Origin of the sequence: Haloferax sp. DFSO52, assembly GCF_048158745.1 — an archaeon.
Lineage (GTDB): Archaea > Halobacteriota > Halobacteria > Halobacteriales > Haloferacaceae > Haloferax.
The window spans coordinates 188032-208671 of record NZ_JBLOPB010000002.1 but is presented as its reverse complement, the minus strand read 5'-3'; the positions used below and the strand labels follow the sequence as shown (position 1 = coordinate 208671).

23 protein-coding genes are annotated in these 20640 nt (G+C 62.0%); 19 read left to right on the top strand and 4 right to left on the bottom strand.

Translation table 11 applies throughout. The annotated features are described in order from the left end of the window. Nucleotides 1-110 precede the first annotated feature (110 nt). The 9 genes from ACK3SC_RS10785 (at nt 111) to ACK3SC_RS10745 (ending at nt 6183) form a co-directional block, all read left to right on the top strand. Complete coding sequence (locus ACK3SC_RS10785; protein ID WP_416840178.1) at nt 111-1343, top strand: translation initiation factor IF-2 subunit gamma; 1233 nt, start codon at nt 111-113, stop codon at nt 1341-1343. A gap of 22 nt (nt 1344-1365) precedes the next feature. Further along, nucleotides 1366-1734 carry a DUF188 domain-containing protein gene (locus tag ACK3SC_RS10780; protein ID WP_416840177.1) on the top strand — a complete coding sequence of 123 codons (369 nt, stop codon included), beginning with the start codon at nt 1366-1368 and terminating at the stop codon, nt 1732-1734. Nucleotides 1735-1741: 7 nt separating this feature from the next. Next, a complete protein-coding gene (locus ACK3SC_RS10775; protein WP_058570934.1) occupies nt 1742-2314 on the top strand; it encodes a DNA-directed RNA polymerase in 573 nt (190 codons plus the stop codon). Then, nucleotides 2314-2511 (top strand): transcription elongation factor subunit Spt4, encoded by a 198-nt coding sequence (gene spt4, locus ACK3SC_RS10770; RefSeq protein ID WP_416840176.1) that lies wholly within the window; start codon nt 2314-2316, stop codon nt 2509-2511. The genes ACK3SC_RS10775 and spt4 overlap by 1 nt, the downstream gene beginning before the upstream one ends. A gap of 2 nt (nt 2512-2513) precedes the next feature. Continuing rightward, the gene (locus tag ACK3SC_RS10765; RefSeq protein ID WP_416840175.1) at nt 2514-3053 is read left to right on the top strand and encodes a GTP-dependent dephospho-CoA kinase family protein; all 540 of its coding nucleotides are present in this window, start codon (nt 2514-2516) and stop codon (nt 3051-3053) included. 67 nt (nt 3054-3120) lie between these two features. Next, on the top strand, nt 3121-3438 hold the full coding sequence (locus tag ACK3SC_RS10760) for a 30S ribosomal protein S24e (protein ID WP_416840174.1): 318 nt from the start codon (nt 3121-3123) through the stop codon (nt 3436-3438). A 36-nt stretch (nt 3439-3474) separates the two neighbouring features. After that, entirely contained in the window at nt 3475-5133 is a 1659-nt protein-coding gene (locus ACK3SC_RS10755) for a bifunctional N(6)-L-threonylcarbamoyladenine synthase/serine/threonine protein kinase (protein WP_416840173.1), read from the top strand. A gap of 65 nt (nt 5134-5198) precedes the next feature. After that, the gene (locus ACK3SC_RS10750) at nt 5199-5477 is read left to right on the top strand and encodes a DUF5808 domain-containing protein (RefSeq protein WP_151112051.1); all 279 of its coding nucleotides are present in this window, start codon (nt 5199-5201) and stop codon (nt 5475-5477) included. A 73-nt stretch (nt 5478-5550) separates the two neighbouring features. After that, nucleotides 5551-6183, top strand: coding sequence for a non-canonical purine NTP pyrophosphatase (locus tag ACK3SC_RS10745; RefSeq protein ID WP_416840172.1), 633 nt, complete (start codon nt 5551-5553; stop codon nt 6181-6183). Between the two features lie 40 nt (nt 6184-6223). Here the strand turns inward: ACK3SC_RS10745 and ACK3SC_RS10740 are convergent, their stop codons facing one another. Next, nucleotides 6224-7048, bottom strand: a complete 825-nt coding sequence (locus ACK3SC_RS10740; protein WP_416840171.1) for a CPBP family intramembrane glutamic endopeptidase — start codon at nt 7046-7048, stop codon at nt 6224-6226. A 286-nt stretch (nt 7049-7334) separates the two neighbouring features. On the opposite strand from ACK3SC_RS10740, the gene ACK3SC_RS10735 reads away from it, so the two are divergent. Together ACK3SC_RS10735 and ACK3SC_RS10730 are read left to right on the top strand one after the other, a co-directional pair. After that, a complete protein-coding gene (locus ACK3SC_RS10735; protein ID WP_416840170.1) occupies nt 7335-7718 on the top strand; it encodes an ACT domain-containing protein in 384 nt (127 codons plus the stop codon). Nucleotides 7719-7813: 95 nt separating this feature from the next. Beyond that, nucleotides 7814-7990 (top strand): hypothetical protein, encoded by a 177-nt coding sequence (locus tag ACK3SC_RS10730; protein WP_416840169.1) that lies wholly within the window; start codon nt 7814-7816, stop codon nt 7988-7990. Nucleotides 7991-8002: 12 nt separating this feature from the next. On the opposite strand, the gene ACK3SC_RS10725 is transcribed toward ACK3SC_RS10730, so the two are convergent. Then, nucleotides 8003-8479: a PIN domain-containing protein gene (locus tag ACK3SC_RS10725; RefSeq protein ID WP_416840168.1), complete on the bottom strand. Its 477-nt coding sequence runs from the start codon at nt 8477-8479 to the stop codon at nt 8003-8005. Nucleotides 8480-8785: 306 nt separating this feature from the next. On the opposite strand from ACK3SC_RS10725, the gene ACK3SC_RS10720 reads away from it, so the two are divergent. The 3 genes from ACK3SC_RS10720 to ACK3SC_RS10710 are packed head-to-tail and all read left to right on the top strand — an operon-like array spanning nt 8786 to nt 11352. Further along, the gene (locus ACK3SC_RS10720) at nt 8786-9811 is read left to right on the top strand and encodes a substrate-binding domain-containing protein (protein ID WP_416840167.1); all 1026 of its coding nucleotides are present in this window, start codon (nt 8786-8788) and stop codon (nt 9809-9811) included. A gap of 24 nt (nt 9812-9835) precedes the next feature. Further along, nucleotides 9836-10528: an ABC transporter permease gene (locus ACK3SC_RS10715; protein WP_416840166.1), complete on the top strand. Its 693-nt coding sequence runs from the start codon at nt 9836-9838 to the stop codon at nt 10526-10528. Then, nucleotides 10525-11352 carry a phosphate ABC transporter ATP-binding protein gene (locus ACK3SC_RS10710; protein WP_416840165.1) on the top strand — a complete coding sequence of 276 codons (828 nt, stop codon included), beginning with the start codon at nt 10525-10527 and terminating at the stop codon, nt 11350-11352. Before ACK3SC_RS10715 ends, ACK3SC_RS10710 begins: the two co-directional genes overlap by 4 nt. A gap of 334 nt (nt 11353-11686) precedes the next feature. Here ACK3SC_RS10710 and ACK3SC_RS10705 read toward each other — a convergent pair whose 3' ends face one another. Beyond that, entirely contained in the window at nt 11687-12340 is a 654-nt protein-coding gene (locus ACK3SC_RS10705) for a potassium channel family protein (RefSeq protein ID WP_416840164.1), read from the bottom strand. A 139-nt stretch (nt 12341-12479) separates the two neighbouring features. Here ACK3SC_RS10705 and ACK3SC_RS10700 point away from each other — a divergent pair, with 139 nt between their 5' ends. The 3 genes from ACK3SC_RS10700 to ACK3SC_RS10690 all read left to right on the top strand — a co-directional run bounded on the left by ACK3SC_RS10700 (nt 12480) and on the right by ACK3SC_RS10690 (nt 17174). Further along, entirely contained in the window at nt 12480-13091 is a 612-nt protein-coding gene (locus tag ACK3SC_RS10700; RefSeq protein ID WP_416840163.1) for a metal-dependent hydrolase, read from the top strand. 111 nt (nt 13092-13202) lie between these two features. Beyond that, a complete protein-coding gene (locus tag ACK3SC_RS10695) occupies nt 13203-13817 on the top strand; it encodes a class I SAM-dependent methyltransferase (protein ID WP_416840162.1) in 615 nt (204 codons plus the stop codon). Between the two features lie 69 nt (nt 13818-13886). Beyond that, nucleotides 13887-17174 (top strand): Eco57I restriction-modification methylase domain-containing protein, encoded by a 3288-nt coding sequence (locus tag ACK3SC_RS10690; protein ID WP_416840161.1) that lies wholly within the window; start codon nt 13887-13889, stop codon nt 17172-17174. A gap of 33 nt (nt 17175-17207) precedes the next feature. Here ACK3SC_RS10690 and ACK3SC_RS10685 read toward each other — a convergent pair whose 3' ends face one another. Further along, the gene (locus ACK3SC_RS10685) at nt 17208-18533 is read right to left on the bottom strand and encodes an MFS transporter (RefSeq protein ID WP_416840160.1); all 1326 of its coding nucleotides are present in this window, start codon (nt 18531-18533) and stop codon (nt 17208-17210) included. A 115-nt stretch (nt 18534-18648) separates the two neighbouring features. Here ACK3SC_RS10685 and ACK3SC_RS10680 point away from each other — a divergent pair, with 115 nt between their 5' ends. Together ACK3SC_RS10680 and ACK3SC_RS10675 are read left to right on the top strand one after the other, a co-directional pair. Beyond that, nucleotides 18649-19476 (top strand): M48 family metalloprotease, encoded by an 828-nt coding sequence (locus ACK3SC_RS10680; protein WP_416840159.1) that lies wholly within the window; start codon nt 18649-18651, stop codon nt 19474-19476. Nucleotides 19477-19875: 399 nt separating this feature from the next. After that, nucleotides 19876-20586, top strand: coding sequence for a hypothetical protein (locus tag ACK3SC_RS10675; protein WP_416840158.1), 711 nt, complete (start codon nt 19876-19878; stop codon nt 20584-20586). Nucleotides 20587-20640 lie beyond the last annotated feature (54 nt).

Here is a 20640-nt window from a genome sequence, read left to right as displayed (position 1 = left end):
CCCACGACGTGTGTGACCGCCCGACGTAGCCACAGCGCCGGTGCCCCGAGAACAGCACCTTTATCAGTCGTTCGGGGCCAAGTCTACCCAAGATTACTCTCAGGAGGTCAATGGTGACGAAAAACCCACAACAACCGGAGGTGAACATCGGACTCGTCGGTCACGTCGACCACGGAAAGACGACGCTCGTCCAAGCGTTGTCTGGGTCGTGGACGGACCAACACTCGGAGGAGATGAAGCGCGGTATCTCCATCCGACTCGGGTACGCCGACGCGACGTTCCGTAAGATTCCCGGTGTCGATGCACCGGAGTGCTACACAGTCGAAGAGACGGCCGAAGACGGAACCGAGACGGAGGTTCTTCGAACCGTCTCGTTCGTCGACGCGCCCGGCCACGAGACGCTCATGGCGACGATGCTCTCTGGGGCGGCCATCATGGACGGCGCAGTGCTTCTCGTCAGCGCCACCGAAGATGTCCCCCAGGCGCAGACCGCAGAGCACCTGATGGCGCTCGATATCATCGGTATCGAGAACATCGTCATCGCCCAGAACAAAGTCGACCTCGTCGACCGCGACCGGGCGATGGAGAACTACGAGCAGATCAAGGAGTTCGTGAAGGGAACGGTCGCCGAAGACGCGCCAATCGTCCCCATCAGCGCCCAGCAGGAGGTCAACCTCGACGTGCTCATCGACGCCATCGAGGAGAACATCCCGACGCCCGAGCGCGACGAGAGCGAAGACAGTCGCATGTTCGTCGCACGCAGCTTCGACATCAACCGCCCGGGAACGACCTGGGAAGGCCTCAACGGAGGTGTCATCGGCGGCAGCGTCGTCGCCGGCAAACTCGAAGACGGCGACGAACTCGAACTCCGACCCGGCCGCGAAGTCGACGAAGAAGGCCAGACCGAGTGGCGCTCCATCACGACCGAGATTCGGTCGCTCCAAGCGGGCGGCAACATGGTCGACGAAGTTCGACCCGGCGGGCTCTGTGGTGTCGGAACCGGCCTCGACCCCAGCGTCACGAAAGGCGACGCGCTCGCAGGGCAGGTCGCCGGCAAGCCCGGAACCCTCCCGCCGACGCGCGAGGAGTTCACGATGGACGTCGACTTGCTCGACCGTGTCGTCGGCAGCGAAGACGACAGCGTCGACGAGATTTCGACTGGCGAACCGCTGATGCTCACCGTCGGCACCGCGACCACTGTCGGTGCCGTAACGAGTGCACGCAGCGGCGAGGCAGAAGTTAAGCTCAAGCGCCCAGTCTGTGCGGCAGAAGGAGCGAAGATAGCAATCAACCGCCGTGTCGGTGCGCGCTGGCGCCTCATCGGTATCGGGACGCTCAAGTGACGTGACCGCCACCGTAGTCGTTATGGACACGAACGCACTCATGATGCCGGTCGAACTCGACGTTCGCGTGTTCGACGAACTCGACCGGTTACTCGCGGCCGACGTGGACCTCGTCGTCCCCACGGCCGTCCTCGACGAGCTCGAAAAGCTCTCGACGGGCGGCGGGACGGAGGCCGTCGCCGCGAGCGTGGGTGCGGACCTGGCGACGCGGTGCCGTGCGGTCGAAACGGACGAATCGTACGCCGACGACGCAGTCGTCGAACTCGCCGAATCAGGCGACGCCGACTACGTCGTCACGAACGACAAGCCCCTCCGTGACAGGGTGCTCGAATGCGGGATTCCCGTCATCGGCATCCGGGGGCACGCCACGCTGGCGGTCACGGAACCTTAACGAAACTATGTACAAACGGGTACGACTCAAAGACACAGTCGAAGTCCCGCCACGCCACCTGGGCGATGTGACGCCCGAGCGGGTCAAGCGGCTGTTGCAGGACAAACTGGAAGGACGGATGGACGAAGACGTTGGGAGCGTCGTGAGCGTCGTGAACGTCCACGACGTTGGCGAGGGCACCGTACTGCCCAACCGCCCCGGCGTCTACTACGAAGCCGAGTTCGACGCGATTACCTACGACCCAGACATGCAGGAGGTCGTCGACGGAATCGTCGTCGAAGTCGTCGAGTTCGGTGCCTTCGTCGGCATCGGCCCGGTCGACGGCTTGCTCCACGTTTCGCAGATTTCCGACGAGTACCTCGCCTACGACGGCGAGAACCAGCAACTCGCGTCGACCGAGTCCAACCAGACGTTGGCCGTCGACGACGAGGTGCGCGCTCGCATCGTCACCAAGAGCATCGACGAGCGCAACCCGCGTGACTCGAAGATTGGCCTGACGGCCAAACAGCCGGGGCTCGGCAAGCACGGCTGGCTCGAGAAGAAGCGCCAGCAGAGCGAGGCTTCGGCGGAGGGTAACTGATGGCGAAAAAGCGTCTCGCCTGCCGAGAGTGCCACTTCGTCAACGAACCCGACAAGCAGACGTGTGAGAACTGCGGGTCGAGCAGTCTCACCGAAGACTGGGCGGGCTACGTCGTCATCACCCACCCCGAACAGAGCGAAATCGCCACCGAGATGAACGTCACCGAACCCGGCGGCTACGCGCTCAAGGTCCGCTGAGAATGCTCACCCTGCCGACGGCGCTCCGCGCAGCGTTCAAAGAGCCGTTCGGCCCGGTCTACACAGAGGCCGAGGCGCTCCTCGCAGACGCATCGAGCGAGGAATCGACCGCCCCACTCGTCGCCGTTGGCGACGTCGTCACCTTCTACCTCCGTCGCGCCGGCCGACCACCTGACGTCGCGGTTATCGACGGAAAGACCAAACGAGAAGCCGTCAGCGACGAGATTCGTCGTGCGGTCGAAACCGGCCGACTCGTCGAAGTCACCAACGACCCCGGCACGATTTCCCGTGCGCTCGTCGCGGCGCTCCGAGACGCCCTCGATGCAGACGAACCCACGACCATCCTCGTCGAGGGCGAAGAGGACCTCGCGACCCTCCCGGCGGTCCTCGCCGCACCGCTCGGGTCGACAGTCGTCTACGGGCAACCAGACGAAGGAATGGTCCGTCTCACCGTCGATGAGGCCGCGAAAACGGAGATGCGTGACCTCCTCGCCCGATTCGACGGCGATACTGCGGCAGTTCTTGCTCCCATCGAGGCCTGACTCGTCGGCACTCCTCTCCCTTCGAAATCCTTTTACTTGCTTCGCGGGCATTTACGGGTAACTAACCATGGAAATCGAAATCATCTCCGAGGAGGAGAACCCCATGTTGCACCGCTCGGACGTTCGCTTCGAGATCGTCCACGAGGAAGCGACGCCCTCCCGTCTGTCGGTTCGCGACTCTCTCGCGGCAAAACTGAACAAGGACTCCGACGAAGTCGTCGTCCACGAACTCGACACGAAGTTCGGCATGCGCAAGACCGCAGGCTACGCGAAGGTCTACGAGAGCCCCGAGTTCGCCCGCGACGTCGAACAGGAACACATGCTCGAACGCAACAAGATCACTGACGCCGACGCCGACGTCGAAGCCGAGGCCGAAGAGGCCTAATTCCGGTTTCGAATCGCCGTTTTCAACCAACTCTCGATGCGCATTCTCGGAATCGAAGGTACTGCGTGGGCCGCGAGCGCAGCGATTTTCGAGACGGACGACTCCGCCGCGCTCACGTCCGCGACCGACCGGACGCCCGACCCCACTGCCGACCACATCTTCATCGAATCGAACCCGTACCAGCCGGACAGCGGCGGCATCCACCCACGCGAAGCGGCCGAACACATGGGGAACGCCATCCCCGAAGTCGTCGAAACCGCCCTCGCGCACGCCGCCGACAGACACACCGGTGACGGCCCTGTCGTCGATGCTGTCGCGTTCTCTCGCGGTCCGGGGCTGGGGCCGTGTCTCCGCATCGTCGGCACTGCGGCCCGTTCTGTGGCGCAGACGCTGGACGTGCCGCTCGTCGGCGTCAACCACATGGTCGCACACCTCGAAATCGGTCGCTACCAGTCGGGATTCGACTCACCAGTCTGTCTGAACGCCTCGGGAGCGAACGCTCACCTGCTCGGGTATCACAACGGCCGCTACCGCGTCCTCGGTGAGACGATGGACACCGGCGTCGGCAACTCTATCGACAAGTTCACCCGCCACGTCGGGTGGAAACACCCCGGCGGTCCAAAGGTCGAAGCGGCGGCGAAAGACGGCGACTACGTCGAACTTCCGTACGTCGTCAAAGGGATGGACTTCTCGTTTTCCGGCATCATGAGCGCCGCGAAGGACGAAGCAGACGCCGGGACGCCAGTCGAAGATATCTCTGCCGGGTTGCAAGAGACCATCTTCGGCATGCTCACAGAAGTCGCCGAGCGCGCACTGTCGCTCACGGGAACGGACGAACTTGTCCTCGGTGGGGGCGTCGGAAACAACGCCCGTCTCCGCGAGATGCTTGCCGAGATGTGCGACCAGCGCGGCGCGAAGTTCCACGCACCCGAACCGCGCTTCCTCGGCGATAACGCGGGGATGATTGCACTCTGCGGGGCGCGGATGTTCGCCGCAGGCGACACCCTCGCAGTCGGAGACTCCGCCGTGGACCCGAACTTCCGCCCGGACCAGGTCGACGTGACGTGGCGCGGCACCGACGAATCGGTGGCTCGCGCCTTCACCGACGACGGGGCGATTCGCGGGGCCGAAGCGACAGTCGATATCGGTCCAGACGAGGTCGTAAAACGTCGCGTCCCGAAGACGTACCGACACCCGAAGCTCGACGACAGACTCCGGAGAGAGCGGACGAAGGCCGAAGCGCGGTTGACGAGCGACGCTCGCCGCGCCGGCGTTCGGACGCCAGTCATCCAAGATATCGACCCCGTCGAGGGCGTCATCACGTTCCAGAACGTCGGTGACTCAGACCTCGCAGAGCGACTCGAACCCGAGGCGGTTCGCGTCGTGGGCGAGTATCTCGCGCGCATCCACGACGCGGGCATCGTCCACGGCGACCCGACGACACGGAACGTCCGCGTCGGAATCGGTCCGGATGGTGAGACGCAGGTTCACCTCATCGATTTCGGGCTCGGCTTCCACACCGGCCACGTCGAAGACCAGGCGATGGACCTCCACGTCTTCGCCCAGAGCGTCGAAGGAACCGCGGACGACGCCGGTCCGCTCCTCGACGCACTCGAAGCAGGCTACGAATCTGTCGGGTCTACGGAGGTAATCGACCGACTCCGCGAAGTCGAATCCCGTGGTCGATACCGGTAGTCAGGGTAGTCGGAACCAGTCGGCAGGCCAAAACGATTTATCGTCAGCGGGCGTACCAATCACGTATGGCAGACAAACCACAAAGTGGAACGCTCTTCGGTATCCCCTACAACTTCGAGCGCCCGAGCGCAGGTCGCCTCCTCTCGTCGTACTGGCAACCCGGCAAGGGAATGCTCGTCGAGAAGCCGTTCGGCATCGGCTACACCCTGAATCTCGCAAGCTGGCGGTCGTGGGTCGTCCTCCTCGTCGCCGGCGGACTGCTCTGGAACGAGCGCCAGAAGCGTGAAGAAAAAGAGATGGAAGACGAAGCAGACGAAGGCCCAGTCGAAGTCATCGTCGACTGAGAGAGACTGTGCGCTCCTGACGCGCCACGGCCACACCGACGACTTTTCGACGCCCGCCCGCAGATGAGCGGGTATGCTCAGATACGTCACGACGAACGAGGGCAAGGTCCGCGAGGCCCTCGACTATCTCGACGACGACGTTACCCAACTCGACTTCGACTACACGGAGATTCAGGCACCGGAACTCGGCGCTATCGCCGCCCACGGCGCACGCGAAGCCTTCCGCTACGCCGACGAACCCGTGCTCGTCGACGACGCCGGCCTCTTCATCGACGGCTTCGGCGGCTTCCCCGGCCCGTACTCGTCGTACGCCGAAGACACCCTCGGCGTCGAGACGGTGTACCGACTCGCGGCCGCCGAACTCGACGAACCCCGCCGCGCGTCCTTCCGATGCATTCTCGCGTACTGTGACGGCGACCCGTTCGAGGCGAGTCCGGACCCCGTCGACAGAGACGACCGGACCGTCGCCGCCGCCCGCGGCGCAGAACAGGGTGTAGAAGAGACCGAAGCCCTCCCCGTGAAACTGTTCGAAGGCGTCGTCAACGGCCGAATCGTCCCACCGCGTGGTGAGGGCGGGTTCGGCTACGACCCTATCTTCGAACACGACGGGAAGACGTTCGCAGAGATGACCGCGTCGGAGAAAAACGGTATCTCGCACCGTGGGCGGGCGTTAGCGAAGTTTGCGACGTGGTACGCCGAGCGGTAGCGAGGCGTACGTCGTCGGGCGCGAAGCGTCCGTCGAGCGATTATCCCGGTCGCGCTCCACCACCGACTGTCGGTTCGGGCTGTTCGGGCTGTTCGGAGATTGGATGGCCGTCGATTGTCGCCGTACTCGGCTTCCAGAGGTAGTAGCCCGCCGCGATGAGGCTCGGGACGAGAATGACCAGCCAGAGGGCGAGCGGGATGTCGGAGATGGTCCGGACCGCGGTGGGCCCGAACACCCCACCTATCGCAGCGCTCACGTCGAATAGCATGTGCATGAACACGAGCGGCCAGATGCTGTCGATTCGGAGGCGGACAGCCCCGTAGAGCAGGCCGAAGATGATGGCCTGAGTGATTTGGATGGCGTTGTCGGTGAGTGTCAGCCCCTGAAGCAACTGCGGCAGGTGGCTCAGCCCGAACAGGACCGCCGTGACGACCACCGCGTAGACCCGGCCGCGCGGCAGGAACAATCGGAGGAGGAATCCACGGTAGAACACCTCTTCGGAGAGCCCAGTGAGGAAGAACAGCAGGAGGAGGAATCCGAAGACTGGGCCGTCCATCTCGACCACGCCGAAGTAAATCACGATGGGGAACAGGATAAGGAACGGCACCGTCAGGGCAGGGAGATTTCGCACGGTCGTGACGAAGCCGGAGTCACGCCACCACCCGGACCACCAGACGAGGCCGAGGGCGATGGCCGACGCGAGCAGGAGGGCGATGATAGGGAGTGCCGGTTCGGGCAGACCGACCGCCCCACCGGCGATGACGCCAGCCGTTTCGATGACCGTCTTGCCGACGATAACCGCGACCGCGAACAGGAGCGGCCACTTCAACATGTACTGATTGGAACGTTCTGAGATGGAACTCATCATTTGTTCACCTCAATCGAAAGAACGCTTTCTGAGCGCATAATGATTCGCGCAATATTTGGTGACATTCAATATTAGACGACGGTATCAACCAATTGCTTCCAATCGAAGCCTGCCGAACGAGCTCGCTGTCGACGTTCGTCCAATCGTGCGCTTGCTGACAGGGGGTTCGTATGGTGACCGGGAGGTTCATTTCGTGGCCAATGTGGTTCACGAGTACCGCCACACAGGAGCAGAAACAGACACCAAACGTATCGTTTACACAGACAGGTGCGACACTCTCTGTATGGACTCCACCGACTTCCTCGACGGCGGCACGGTCACCGTCTCCGAGGCGACGTACACCGTCTACAAGACCGAACGCCCCGAGTCGTCCGCGTTCGCAACGATTCGAGACGAAACCGAGACGACAGTCATCGCCGAAACGGGTACCATCGACGACTCGAACGTTATCGAAGCCGAACGCGGGTGGAAGCGCCTCACCTTCGAGATGGTCCTCCCGTTCGAACTCGTCGGCTTTCTGGCGGCGGTGGCCACCGCGCTCGCCGACGAAGACATCTCGATATTCGCCATCTCCGCGTATTCGACCGACCACGTGCTGGTGAAAGACGCAGACGTGGAGGCGGCGACGACGAGACTCGAAGAGTTGGGGTGTCACGTCCGAGAATAACGACCGATTAGCGAGGGCTCGATTCCGGCAGCGTGTATCAACGACCTCCATTTCGAGGGCGTGAGACCACCCTGCGCTGCGACGTCTAGAAGGGTATGAATCGCACGAAGACCATCGCCGCCGGTGCGGCAGGAGGGTACGGAGTCGCCGTCTTCGCCGCCATCGCGGTGTTCTTTCAGGGGGCTTCGGAGAGCGTCGGCGTCGCAGTCGGATTCGGTCTGGTGACGGTCATCGCAGTTTACGCCGTGACACAGGTGATGCTGAGCGAGTAGTTAGTCCTCCCGTCAGGCTCGCGGGTCGCGGTCCGGGCCGGGGTACTCGCCGTCTGCGACTTCCGCGTAGAGACTCGCCGGTGAGAAGAGCGTCGCGAACGCCTTCGGATGGCGGATACTGATAGGAAATCGGCCGCCCAGTGCGGCACCGGTCTTCGCAGAGGTGAGTCGGTCGTCGAAGGTGAGGAGATGCATCGCACCACTGCGATAGGCGGACGCGAGCGCTGGTTGGTCGCCGTCGGGGTGGTCGACGAGTTCGACCCACGATTCGACTTTCTCGCGCCAGTCGGCGGCGAGCGACTCGTCTGCGAGCGTGGTGATGATTGCCTCCGCGTCGTCGAGAAGTGGCTCGCTGGCGACGAGCGTCGTCCACGAGTGTTGGCGGAGGTGGTCGAGCGCATCCCGGGACGCACCGCCGACGAGGAGGTCCGAGACAAGAACGTCGGCGTCGGCGACGACGCGTGTCGGTTTGGGGTCGCTGTCAGGCATCGTCGCCTCGGCGGGCACGAAGTGCGTCGGAGATATCGGCGTCTGTCGTCTCGTACTCGGCGGCGCGGGCGAACAGTGACTCCCATGTCATACTGAAGACGACGCATCCGGTCGAAAAGAATCCGACGCAACGCAACATAACGGGCACCAGACGCAACCAGTACCAGACGCAACCGGTACAATACACAACCGGCACCAGACGCAACCAGTACCAGATTCAAATTAACAACATGTGGTTGATATGAAACCATAATCAATTACACCAAGTGAGAAACAGTTAACTTTCACTCGCCATAGGAGGGTAGCATGGCGATTCAGCGACGACGCTTCTTGCAAGCGGCCGGCGTCGGTGCAATCTTTGGACTGAGTGGCTGTACAGGTGATTCGAACCCAGCGCAGGCGGACGGAGGCGAGACGACTGCGTCCGGTGGAGACTCGGACGGCGGTTCGAGCGGCACGAAACAGGAGTTGACGCTCGCAACCACGACGAGTACCTACGACACGGGCCTCCTCGACGCCCTCAATCCCGTATTCGAAGAGAAGTTCAACGCTCGTGTGAAGACCATCCCGCAGGGGACGGGCGCAGCGATTGAGACGGCCAGAAATGGCGACGCCGACGTGATTCTCGTCCACGCGCGAGGTGCCGAAGACCAGTTCCTCAAAGACGGCTACGGCGTCAACCGACGCGACGTGATGTTCAACGATTTCGTCATCGTCGGCCCGGCAGACGACCCCGCTGGAATACAGGGAGTGTCCAGCGCCACCGACGCCTTCGCGGCCATCGCTGAATCTGACTCGACGTTCGTCTCACGCGGTGACGACAGCGGGACGAACAAGAAAGAACTGCTCGTCTGGGAGGCCGCAGGTGTCTCGCCCGCTGGAAAATGGTACCGCGAGATTGGCAAGGGCATGGGCGACACACTCGTGCAGGCAGACCAGTCCGGTGCGTACACGCTCTCGGACCGCGGGACGTATCTCGCCACGAAGAGCAACATCGACCTCCAGATTCTCGTTCAGGGGCCGCTCGAAGGCGGACCGGCCATCCTGAAGAACCCCTACGGCGTCATCCCGGTGAATCCGGCGAAGTACCCCGACGTGAACTACCCGCTGGCGATGGCCTACGCCGGGTTCCTGACGAGTCCCGAGGGCCAAGAGATGATCAGCAACTACACCGTCGACGGGTCGCAGTTGTTCTTCCCGAACGCGCTGTCTGAGTCGCCGCAGTTCGACCAGTACGTCCCAGCGGAGTACGACGGCGGCAACACGTCGGCGTCTGTCTCGGACGCACAGTTCGAGCAGTGGGTCGATGAGAACGTCCCCGAGGACTTTTAGTCCAGTCCGCACCCACCTTCGCTCGTGTTAGGCCTTGGCGACCTGAACCTGACCTATCTCGTCAGCATCACGTTCGTCTCACTCTACGTGAGTACGGTGGCAGTCTTCCTCAGCGCCGCAATCGGCTTACCTGCGGCCCTCGCCGTCGGGTTCCGTGACTTCCGTGGCAAGTCCATCGTCACCTCCATCATCTCGACGGGGATGGGGTTTCCCAGCGTCGTCGTCGGACTCATCGTCCTCTTGTTGCTCTCGCGGTCCGGGCCACTCGGTGAGTTCGAACTCCTGTTTACGCCCGAGGCGATGATTCTCTCACAGACAGTTCTCGCGCTCCCTGTCCTCGTGAGTGTCGCACTGTCTGCGATTCAGTCGGTCCCACAGGACCTCAGAGACGCCGCCTTCGCGACGGGCGCCACCCCTGCCGACGTGGGACTGCTCGTCATCCGTGAAGCGCGGTACGGCATCGTAACCGCCCTCCTGGCCGCCTATGGTCGAGCCATCAGCGAAGTCGGGTCAGTGCTCATCGTCGGCGGCAACATCGTCTTCTCTGACGACATCTCGTTCACGCGGACGCTCACGACGGCGATTACCGTCGAAGCGAGGAAGGGGAACATCGAGACGGGTATCGCGCTCGGTGTCATCCTGCTCGCACTCGTGCTCTTCGTGAACGCGCTCGGCGCACGATTCCGTGACAGAACACCCGGTGGTGAGTACCGATGACCGACAGCAACCACTCCGTCGGTCAGTCGCCGGGCGGCGAGCGAACGACGACCCAGACGAGCCTCACAGCCCGAGGACTCACTCACGGGTACGGTGACGGCGCAATCCTAGAAGATGTCTCGATAGCCGTCGAACCCGGCGAGATATTGGCCGTCGTCGGCCCGTCAGGGACGGGAAAAACTACGCTCTTTCGACTGCTCGCGCTGTTCGAGCGACCGAACGCTGGAACGGTCGAATTCGGTGGCGAGGACGTGTGGGCGATGCCCGACGAGCAACGACTCGCCGCCAGACGCCGCATCGGGATGGGCTTCCAGACCCGGAGTCTGTTCTCGTCGTCTGTCGCTGACAACGTCTCGTACGGACTTCGGGTTCGGCAGTCGTGGCGGGCGCGGCTCCGCCGAACCGTCGGGGACGTGTTTGGGGACACAGACCCCTCACCAACGGTCGAGCGCGCGTTAGAGACGGTTGGTATGCGCGACAAACTCGACCGGGATGCTCGGTCACTGTCTGCCGGTGAAGCACAGCGAGTCGCCATCGCCCGCGCACTCGCACCCGACCCGGACGTGTTGCTTCTGGACGAACCCACGTCGAACCTCGACCCGCGAAACACCGCGGCCATCGAGTCTGCGATGCGTGAAGCGAGAGACCGGGGTATCGCCGTCGCGTTGGCCACCCACGACATGCAGCAGGCACAACGAGTCTCCGACCGGACGGCCGTCCTCCTCGATGGAACCTGTATCGAATCGGGGCCGACAGACCGCGTGTTCGACGCGCCATCTGACGACCGAGTCCGGCGATTCATCGAAGGAAAACTCGTCTACTAGCGGGTGACACCAGACCGGAGCCATCCCAGAGACACGTCACGAACAGGGGCTGGAGCAGCAGCGTGCGACTCCTGTCTGACACAGGTTTATAGTCCATGCTACATATCCGTCGTCTGGGCGCGCACATTCGGCCTCAGTTCCCATCCTCCCACCCGCGCGCCCGGCACACCACCATAGCCGTTCTGGCTCCCCCGGCACGGCGTTCGGCGTCACCACCAGGGCGTCGGACTTTTCTGCGACACGCGCGTGACCTGTGGCGTCGTCTCTCGTGTGGCGTCGTCTCTCGTCTCAGAAAGAAGTCGAAGAAGTCGTCCAGTATCTCGAACTCCGTCGGTCACCCAAGCAACGCCGAGCGCACGCGGTCGAGGGCGTCACGCTCGGTGAGGAGTGCGAGTTGGTCACCCGGTTCGACGACTGTCCCCGGAAGCGGAATCGTCATCGGTTCTCGCTGTCGTCCGTGTGCGTACACTCGGCCGTCAGCACCGAGGTCGATGCTTGCGACGTGTTCGCCGACGATTGGCGCATCTTCGGGGACGTTGAACGTCGCGAGACGGAGTTGGTCGGTCAGGTCGCCGAGGGCGTTGAAGTCACCACCGAGGAGGGCCGTCTTGGCACCGGCCGCGCCGAGGCGCTCTGGGTAGACGATTTCGTCGACGTCGTCGGCGTAGCGCTCGTAAATCTCCTGCCGGTAATCTTCGCTAATTCGCATGACCGAGCGACAGCCGAACTCCTTTCCGAGCATGCAGGCGGCGAAGTTGATGTTCGGGTCGCCAGTGAGACCACCGACGGCGTCGGCAGTTTCGATACCTGCCGATTTGAGGACGCTCTCGGTCCCGCCGTCGCCGAAAATCGCCTCGAATCCCTCATCGAGTGCGCGGTCTACTTTCTTGTCGTTGTTGTCGACGACAGTGACGTCGTGGCCCTCCTCGCGAAGGACGCGAGCAGTTCGTGACCCGACGCGACCGTATCCCACGATAACGAACTTCATGGTACACATATACACACCCGGTGGCTAAAAGATAGCCCCCGCGACAGTCGGACGGGTGTGTGCGTGGTGAACGACACAGTGACTCGTGCTAGCACGACTACCGACATCGTTTTTCCTCCAGATTACATACGCACCTTCGATGATGGCCACCACACACGCCCTCGCGGGTGTCGCCCTCGGCACCGCAGTGTGGGCGTTGGTCCCTGAGGCCGGCATACTGCCGGTTCTCGCGGCCGCACTCGGCGGCCTGTTTCCTGACTTTGACCTCTACGCTGGTCACAGAAAGACGCTTCACTTCCCAGTGTACTTCAGCGCACTCGCTGTGCCGGCAGTCGCAATCGCCGCGTTGAACCCGACGACGACGACGCTCGCCGTGGCGCTGTTCATCAGTGCTGCGGCGCTGCACTCGGCGTCCGACATCTTCGGCGGCGGCCTCGAACTCAAACCGTGGCTTGGCACCTCTGAGCGCGCAGTCTACGACCACTGGAACGGTCGCTGGCTTGCGCCGAAGCGCTGGGTCCGATACGATGGGTCCCCCGAAGATCTCGCGTTGGCCCTCGCGTTCGCCGTCCCGCCCGTCGTCGTCTTCGACGGCATGGTCCAGACAGTCGTCATCGGTGCAGTCGCCGTCTCTGGCGTCTACGTACTCCTGCGCAAACCGATGGTCACGATTGCGGAACGGCTCGTGGCGGCGATTCCCGACCACCTCGTCGACCACGTCCCCGAACGCTTCGTTCGGGACCTTCGGTAGACAGACGCGTTTTCCACGTTTTTACGCCACCGACAGACTCCGTCGAGCGTTGCTGCTCGGGAGAAGACATTTACCCGCTGGCGTCGCGTCTGAACGTGACTTGGCTTTTCGATGACAGAGCAACGACGAACGGTCCGAGACGGATACGATTCCCTCGCCGAGGAGTACTTCGACAGGCGAAACGACGACCCAGAGTGGGTGCTTACCGAACTCACCGACCGCCTCGACCCACGAGATCGCGTCCTCGATGCAGGATGTGGACAGGGTGTCCCAGTGATGAACACGTTGGCTTCGGAGTTCGACACCGTCGGTCTCGACTTCTCCGCCTCGCAGTTGCGACTCGCGCGAACGAACGTCAGGGGGGCGACGCTCGTTCAGGGCGACATGACCGCACTTCCCTTCGTGCGTGACTCGTTCGATGGCATCTGCGCCTTCTACTCGCTCATCCACATCCCGGTAGACGAACACGAGCAGGTGATTTCGGAGTTCGCACGGGTGCTCAGCCCCCGTGGCTATCTCCTCGCGACTGTCGGCGGCGACGCGTGGGAAGGGTCGAATCCCGACTGGCTCGACACCGGCGTCGAGATGCAGTGGAGTTTCCCGAGCATCGAAGAGACGTACGAGATGCTGGATCGGGTTGGGTTCGAGGTCGTCGGGGAGTTCGTCGTCGACGACGAAATCGGAAGCGAGTTTCCGTTCGTGCTGGCCCAGTACGACCCGAGCTGACGTTTTCGACCGATTCGAGCACCGTCGTCCGGAACTGACCACACGATTAATCAGTCGTGCACCAGAGGTGTGAGTCATGAGTTCTTCACCGGACCACCACGCACCTCGGGTGGACCGCTCGACACCCGATTCGAGACGCTCCACCGAGACTGGACCACGCGGCGGACGTGCGGGAGACTGACGGTGAAGCCGGATTTGTTCGACCAGTTCGACCGATGGGTGACGGACGTCGCCGCCGTTAGCGCCACCGATGACGTCAGTGCCACCGACGACGAAGACCGGAGACAGAGAGGCAGGGCCGCCGCACTTCTCAGCACGTTCGTCTACATCCAGACGCTCAGTTCGTACGGTGTCGCCGACGCCGACTGGATTCGAGACACGTGGCTGAAACACGAAACCGCTCGAGAAAACGACGGAGAACGAGCAGCACTCGATGCGTTCTTCGCGGACGTAGACGCCTGGGTCGATTCACACCCCGACGCAGGAGTCATCACGCGATTCGACGCCGCAGACATCGAACTCGTCGAGTCGAACACGGCGGCGTTGTATCAGACGCTTCGGAGGGTTCTCGGTGTCGAAACGCGAGACAGACCGGCAGGGCCGGGAGTCACGGACTACGACTACACACAGATCGACGCGGATATCTTCGGCCGAATCTACGAGCAGTATCTGGCCGATGGACGCGAGGGGCGAGGAATCTACTACACACCGAACTACGTCTCGGAGTCTGTCGTCGAGGACACAGTCGGCGTGCAGATACGACGACTCTCGACCCGGGTAGAAACGGCAGTCGCGGACGAGTCGTGGGACGACGCCGAGGACGCAACAGCAGCGTTCACCGAGTTCAGCGTGCTGGACCCCGCCTGTGGGACGGGGTCGTTTCTCGTCGCAGCGTACGACACCATCCGCGACGAATACGACCGCCTGTACGAGGTACTCGACGACGAACGGCAGTCACGACGAGAGTGTTCGGACGAACAGCAGCCACGACGAGAGTGTTCGGACGAATCGTCACAGACGAGTTCGGCAGGCGACGACGCAATCGAACGCCTCGAAACGCTCCAGCGGATGCTCGGGTACACTGAAGACGAACACTGTACCGCGCATCGGGAGGGGTCGGTGGCTGCTCGAATCGTCCTGCGACACCTCCACGGAATTGACCTCGACCGGCACGCCCTCACCGTTGCGAAACTCAATATCTGGCTCGAAGCCATCGAGCACGACTCACATATCACCTCCAGCGACGACCCACTGACCAGCGACTGCGTCTTCCCTGCGCTGGACGCGAATCTCGGGTGGGGAGATGCGCTCGTCGGACTCCCCGACGAGCAGGTTCGAACTCACCTTCGAGAACGATACGAAGGCGAGATGCAGACGGTTTGTGTGGCCCGCACGACGTTTCTCGACACACCAGACGACCCGACCCCACTCAGACGGGCGGAAGAAGTAACGTCGAAAATACGGCAGGGCCTCGACGTAGCGTTCGAGACGTTTCTCGAATCGAACCGATTGCCGTCGTCCGTCGTCGACGAGACGACACCGTTCTACTGGCCGCTGCAGTTCTGGCACGTCCTCGGTGAGGGCGAGGGATTCGACTGCGTCGTCGGCAATCCTCCGTGGGTAACCGACGGGGCGGACGCCACCACACAGTTCCTCCAGCAGACGTACGACTACCACGCCGGGCAACCAGACCTCTATCGGTACTTCCTCGAACGGTCGTTCGCGGTGACGACCGGACGGCTTGGGATGGTCACGCCGAATACGTGGCTGTCTATTCCCGGTGCCCGGGAGTTGCGTCGCGTCATGCTGTCTACCGCTCGGCTAGAGAAAATCGCGTTCGTCCCAGAGACGGCGTTTACTGGCGTCGGACAGAACAGCATCGCCGTCATCGTCGAGACGAACGCGCCACCGACAACAAAGGAGTCAGAGGGATTGAACGAGGCACTGATTCGCGTGGGTGATATCGAGGCGTCCGGAGCGTTCAGCGAGACGCGGACGATTCGGTCGGCGGACGTTGGCCCGCCGGCGTATCACGTCAATCCGTACGTCGGGACGGCCGAGAGCGCGATTAGCACGAAGATGGGCGAAGACATGGTCGAATTGGGCGAGATAGCCGACCTGACCGTCGGCTACCAACTCTACCACCGAACGCTTCACACGGAGGCGCAAATCAGGAACGAGCAGTTCCATTCGGAGACACAAGTGAGCGATTCCTACGCCGAAGATACCCGGGGGGACGCGCTCACCAGATATCATCTCGACCGGTCGAAACACCGGTACGTCGACACCGAAGCCGAGTTCTTCCGCATTCCACCACGGTGGTTTCTCGACGGCGAGAAACTCCTCGTCCGGGAAGTCCCGTCGAAGCGTGAGACGGGGTTGATAGCCACGCGTTCGACGGACCGACTGCTGTTTCCCAAGTCGGTGATTTCGGTCGTGTTGACCGACAACACGTACGACTACGAACACGTGCTCGGACTGCTGAACAGTCGATTGGCGTATCTGACCTCGCTCGTCACGGGCGAGAAGATGGGACAAGACCTGTTCCCGAGAGTGTCGTTGTCGCAGCTTCGCACCCTCCCTATCGAAGGGACGACAGAACTCACGCCGGTCGTCCGGACAGCAGAGCGTCTCACGGCGAGACGCCACCGAATACGTCGAATCTGGACCGAGCACACAGCACACGTGGCCACAGAGACGCAACGTCTCGGGGCGATACTGTCCGAAGCTGACGTGGTAACCCATTGTGCGGGTGATGAGGATGAAGAAGAACGGTGGACCGCCACCTCGTCAGTGGACCCTCAGCGCGACGCAGACGTGCTGGAACGGGAGTTTTCGGCGTTCGAGTTCGTCGGCTCAGACGACGAGCCGACGATCGTTATCTACGGTATCGATGGGGGCGTCGAACACGAACTTCTGTGGGTCGAGTTCCCGACTCGGACACTGCAACAGGCGGTCTACCTCGCACTGACGGCGCTCTTCGAGTCGAGAGCCAAAGTCGACCATCTCCACCACGTCCTGCAGAAGACGGCCGTCCCAGTCGGGGAGCGAGCATGCGTCGAAGACGCGGTCAAGACGATGCACGACACCGAAGACTCGGCCGACGTCGACGACGAGTGGAGCGACGGACTGGCTGAGGAGGCGATGAACAGAGACGAAACGCCGAGAGACATCGTGAAGATAGACAACGCGCTGGCGGCGACGCAGCAAGAACTCGATGCTGCCGTCTTCGACTGCTATGGGTTGACGCCAGCAGAAGCACGAACAGTTCTGTCGGCACTGGACATCCGCGAGACAGTGATTTCGGAGACGGTTGCGAAACTGGCAGGTCTACAGCATTGCACCGGTGAAGAGTAGCCGAGAAGGTGCGTCTCGAATGAAACGCCGTGGTCAGTCAGTCGGATCGGCGTGCCCTGTCGGTGTCGCATCGGGGCGAGACTCTCGCCGGTGGAGAAGGTACGCGCAGACGACCGCGACGACGCCCGCGGCGGTTGCGATGCCGAACGCGACGCGGTAGCCTGCGGGGGTGTAGACGCGGGCGCCGGCGACGGTCTCGCCGGTCCAGTACGTGTCGAGCGCGTATCCCATCACTGCGGGGAAGACGGCGGCACCGAAGTATCCCATGCTGTTTATCGCACCAGTCGCAGTCGCACTCGCCGTCGCAGCGTGTCGTTCTTTGGCGACGGTGAACGCGATGAGGACGCCCCCCATGACGAACAGGGCGGCGAAGAGCAACCCGCCAGCGACGAGCAACGGCGGCGTCACGAACAGGAAGATGAGACTGTACGCGAGCGTGAAGACGACACACGACCCGAGGATAATCTCGGTTCGGTGACCCAGTCGGTCAGAGAGCGTTCCCATGAGCGGTGACCCCAGCAAGAACCCGACGTTGCCTACGAAGACGAACATCGACGCCGTCCGGACAGTCACGTTGTAGAGGTCCGAGATGTACGGGACGCCCCACAGCCCGAGAACCGTGAAGTTCACCCCCAAGACGAGAAACATCATCGTCCCCATCAGCCACGTCTCTCCCTCTCGCAACACTCGTTTGGTGTTCGTGACGACGGTCGAAAATTCGATGTTCGTCGCGGAAGGGGTGACGCCGTCCATGGGAGCGAACCCGGCGTCGCTCGGGCGGTCACAGACGACGAAGAACGTCACGATGGCGAGACCCACACCGCCGACGCCGATGGCCAGAAGGACCGACCGCCAGTCAGCGGTGTCGATGGCAATCGCCAGCGGTGTCGTCGCGAGAACACCACCCATCCCCGCCGCAGCAATCGTCCACCCGGTCATCGTGGCGAACTCGTCGGGGCGATACCAGTTCGCAAGGAATCGTAACGTCGCCGTGTAGAGGACGCTCCCACCGAGGCCCAACACTGCCCGCGAGGCGAACGAAATCCCGTACGTCGGCGCGAGCGCGAACCCGAACACGCCGAGCGACATCACAGCGAGACCGGCGGCAGCGACTCGGCGCGACCCCATACGGTCGACGAGAATTCCGGACGGTAACTGCAAGCCAGCGTAGATGTAGAAGAACGACGCGTGGAGGAATCCGAGTTCTGCACCCGTCGTGTCGAACGCTCGTGAGAGGTCGTCTGCCAGAACAGCGGTCGTCACGCGATGGAAACTGACGAGGAGAAACCCGAGTGCGAGGAGGGCCCAGAGTACCCATCGCCAGCGTGTTGGATGTGCCCGAAGCGAGACCCGTGCCATACGAGTCGTGACAGACCCTGCCTGTAAATGTCTGTCGTGGCTGGCGAAATCGAGATGTGTCACAGTTGATACTGTCCCCAAACTGTTAAGACAACAAACAGTGTTACGTGCTGATATGAGACACGCCGGACTCAAGCTCAGAATGGCCGTCTCCGGGACGATTCTCTTCGCGTTTTACATGCTCATCGCGACGGCAGTGTGGGAATTTCTCGGGTCAGCCGTCACAGTCGTCGTACTGACGTTGTTGTTCGCCGGTGTCCAGTACAAACTCGGGAAATGGCTCGCACTCAGGAGTATCGATGCCGAAGAACTCCCCGAAGACGAGTTTGCAGACGTGCATCGGACCGTCGAGACGCTCTGTGACGAGATGGGGATTCCGAAACCGAAGCTCATGTACGCACCGATGGGCGCGCCAAACGCGTTCGCCGTCGGTCGGCAAGGAAGTGGCGTCGTCGTCCTCGGAACCGAACTCATGCAGGTACTCGACGACGACGAACTCGAAGGCGTCATCGCACACGAACTCGCCCACCTGAAGAATCGAGACGTCATTCCGATGGTTCTCGGCCAGAGCATCGCCATGCTGTTCGGCTGGGGCGTCTACTTCGTCGTCAACGAAGCAATCGGCGGAATCGTCGGCTGGATTCTCGGCTGGATTGCGAGCATCATCGCACAGATGTTCGTCACCATCTTCGTCCTCGTCATCTCGCGCGTCAGAGAGTACGCCGCCGACGAAGACGCTGCCCAGTACACTGGAAACCCAGACGCACTCGCGAGTGCGCTCGCGAAGATAGGACACGTCAACGAGCAAGTCGAGCGGACGGCAATCAACGATAGCGTGAGCGCGCTCTGTATCTTCGGCCAGAGCAGCGGACTGCTGGCGCGTCTATTCGCCTCGCACCCACCGATGGAAAAACGAATTGCTCGACTGCAGCAACTCGACTGAGCCAACAGGTAGATTCTCGCTTTTTCTCTACGTCTCGTCGTTGCCCGCCCACGCAGTCGAGAGTCGATGTCTCTGAGTGGCGTCTCGACACAGTCGACACTGGCATACGTAGAGAGTGGTAGTGCGAGTGCGACTGAATGTGCGTGAGTGTTCGTGTTGGTGACGCTATTGGCGTGAATGTAGCGACTAGCAACTCCCGAAATTCAGGAAAAGTTGACTATCAGTATACTACGAATAACAGGAATTTGTGACAGTCTAACTTTCAAAACATTCAGGAAATCCAACCATAACAAAGTGTAATCCCACCAACCTGAAAGGCACTGGCCGCAGCACTTGACCACCGTGGAAGTCAGCAGACGCCGAAAAACTGCGAACGGCTGTGGTGTCAGTGGAAAAACCATGACGAAACAACACGACGCAGAAACAGACGACAGACTCAAAATCGACCGCCGCACCGCACTCAAGGGTGGGGCAGCAGGCCTCGGACTCCTCGCCCTCGGCGGACTCGGCTCCTCGTCGGCAGTCGCCGCCTCGGGTGCGAACAAGGTCTATCTAGCGGATGCATCTCTCGCAGAGATTAGCAAGGCGCAGAAGGCAACGCAATCGGACGCTGTGCTTCTCTCGAGTGGCAGCTTCAAGACTTCGACCAACACCGACCTCATCATTAGTGCGACGGCTGAAGTTGGCCTCTACACAGAAATCAAGACCAAAGGCAACGACGAGTCCGTGGCCTCGGCCGGTGTCGAGTGCTGGGTCGAACTCGATGGTGAACCAGTACCCTACCCAGCATTCGACGATGGTACGCTCGGAAACGATTTCACTGGTGGTGATGGCTCGTACAGCCGTGCAAACGATGGCTCAGTCGTCTTCAGCAACCGCGACTTCGGCATGAAGACGAGCGACTTCGAGAACCTCGAAGCGCAAATCGAACTGTTCCTCCGAACCCGCAGCGCGAACGGCTTCAACTGGTACATCGCCAACGTCGGACAGGGCGAACACACCATCGAACTCAAGGCCCTCATCACCCAGAACGTCGACGGACAGGGTGAGGCAAAGGCCCTCGTCGGACCCCGGACGCTCATCGTCGAACCGGTCAACATGAGCTCCTGAACTCGTAACGCCAATCGTTCCCCATTTTCTGGTCGAAGTAGACCTGGTTCTCAC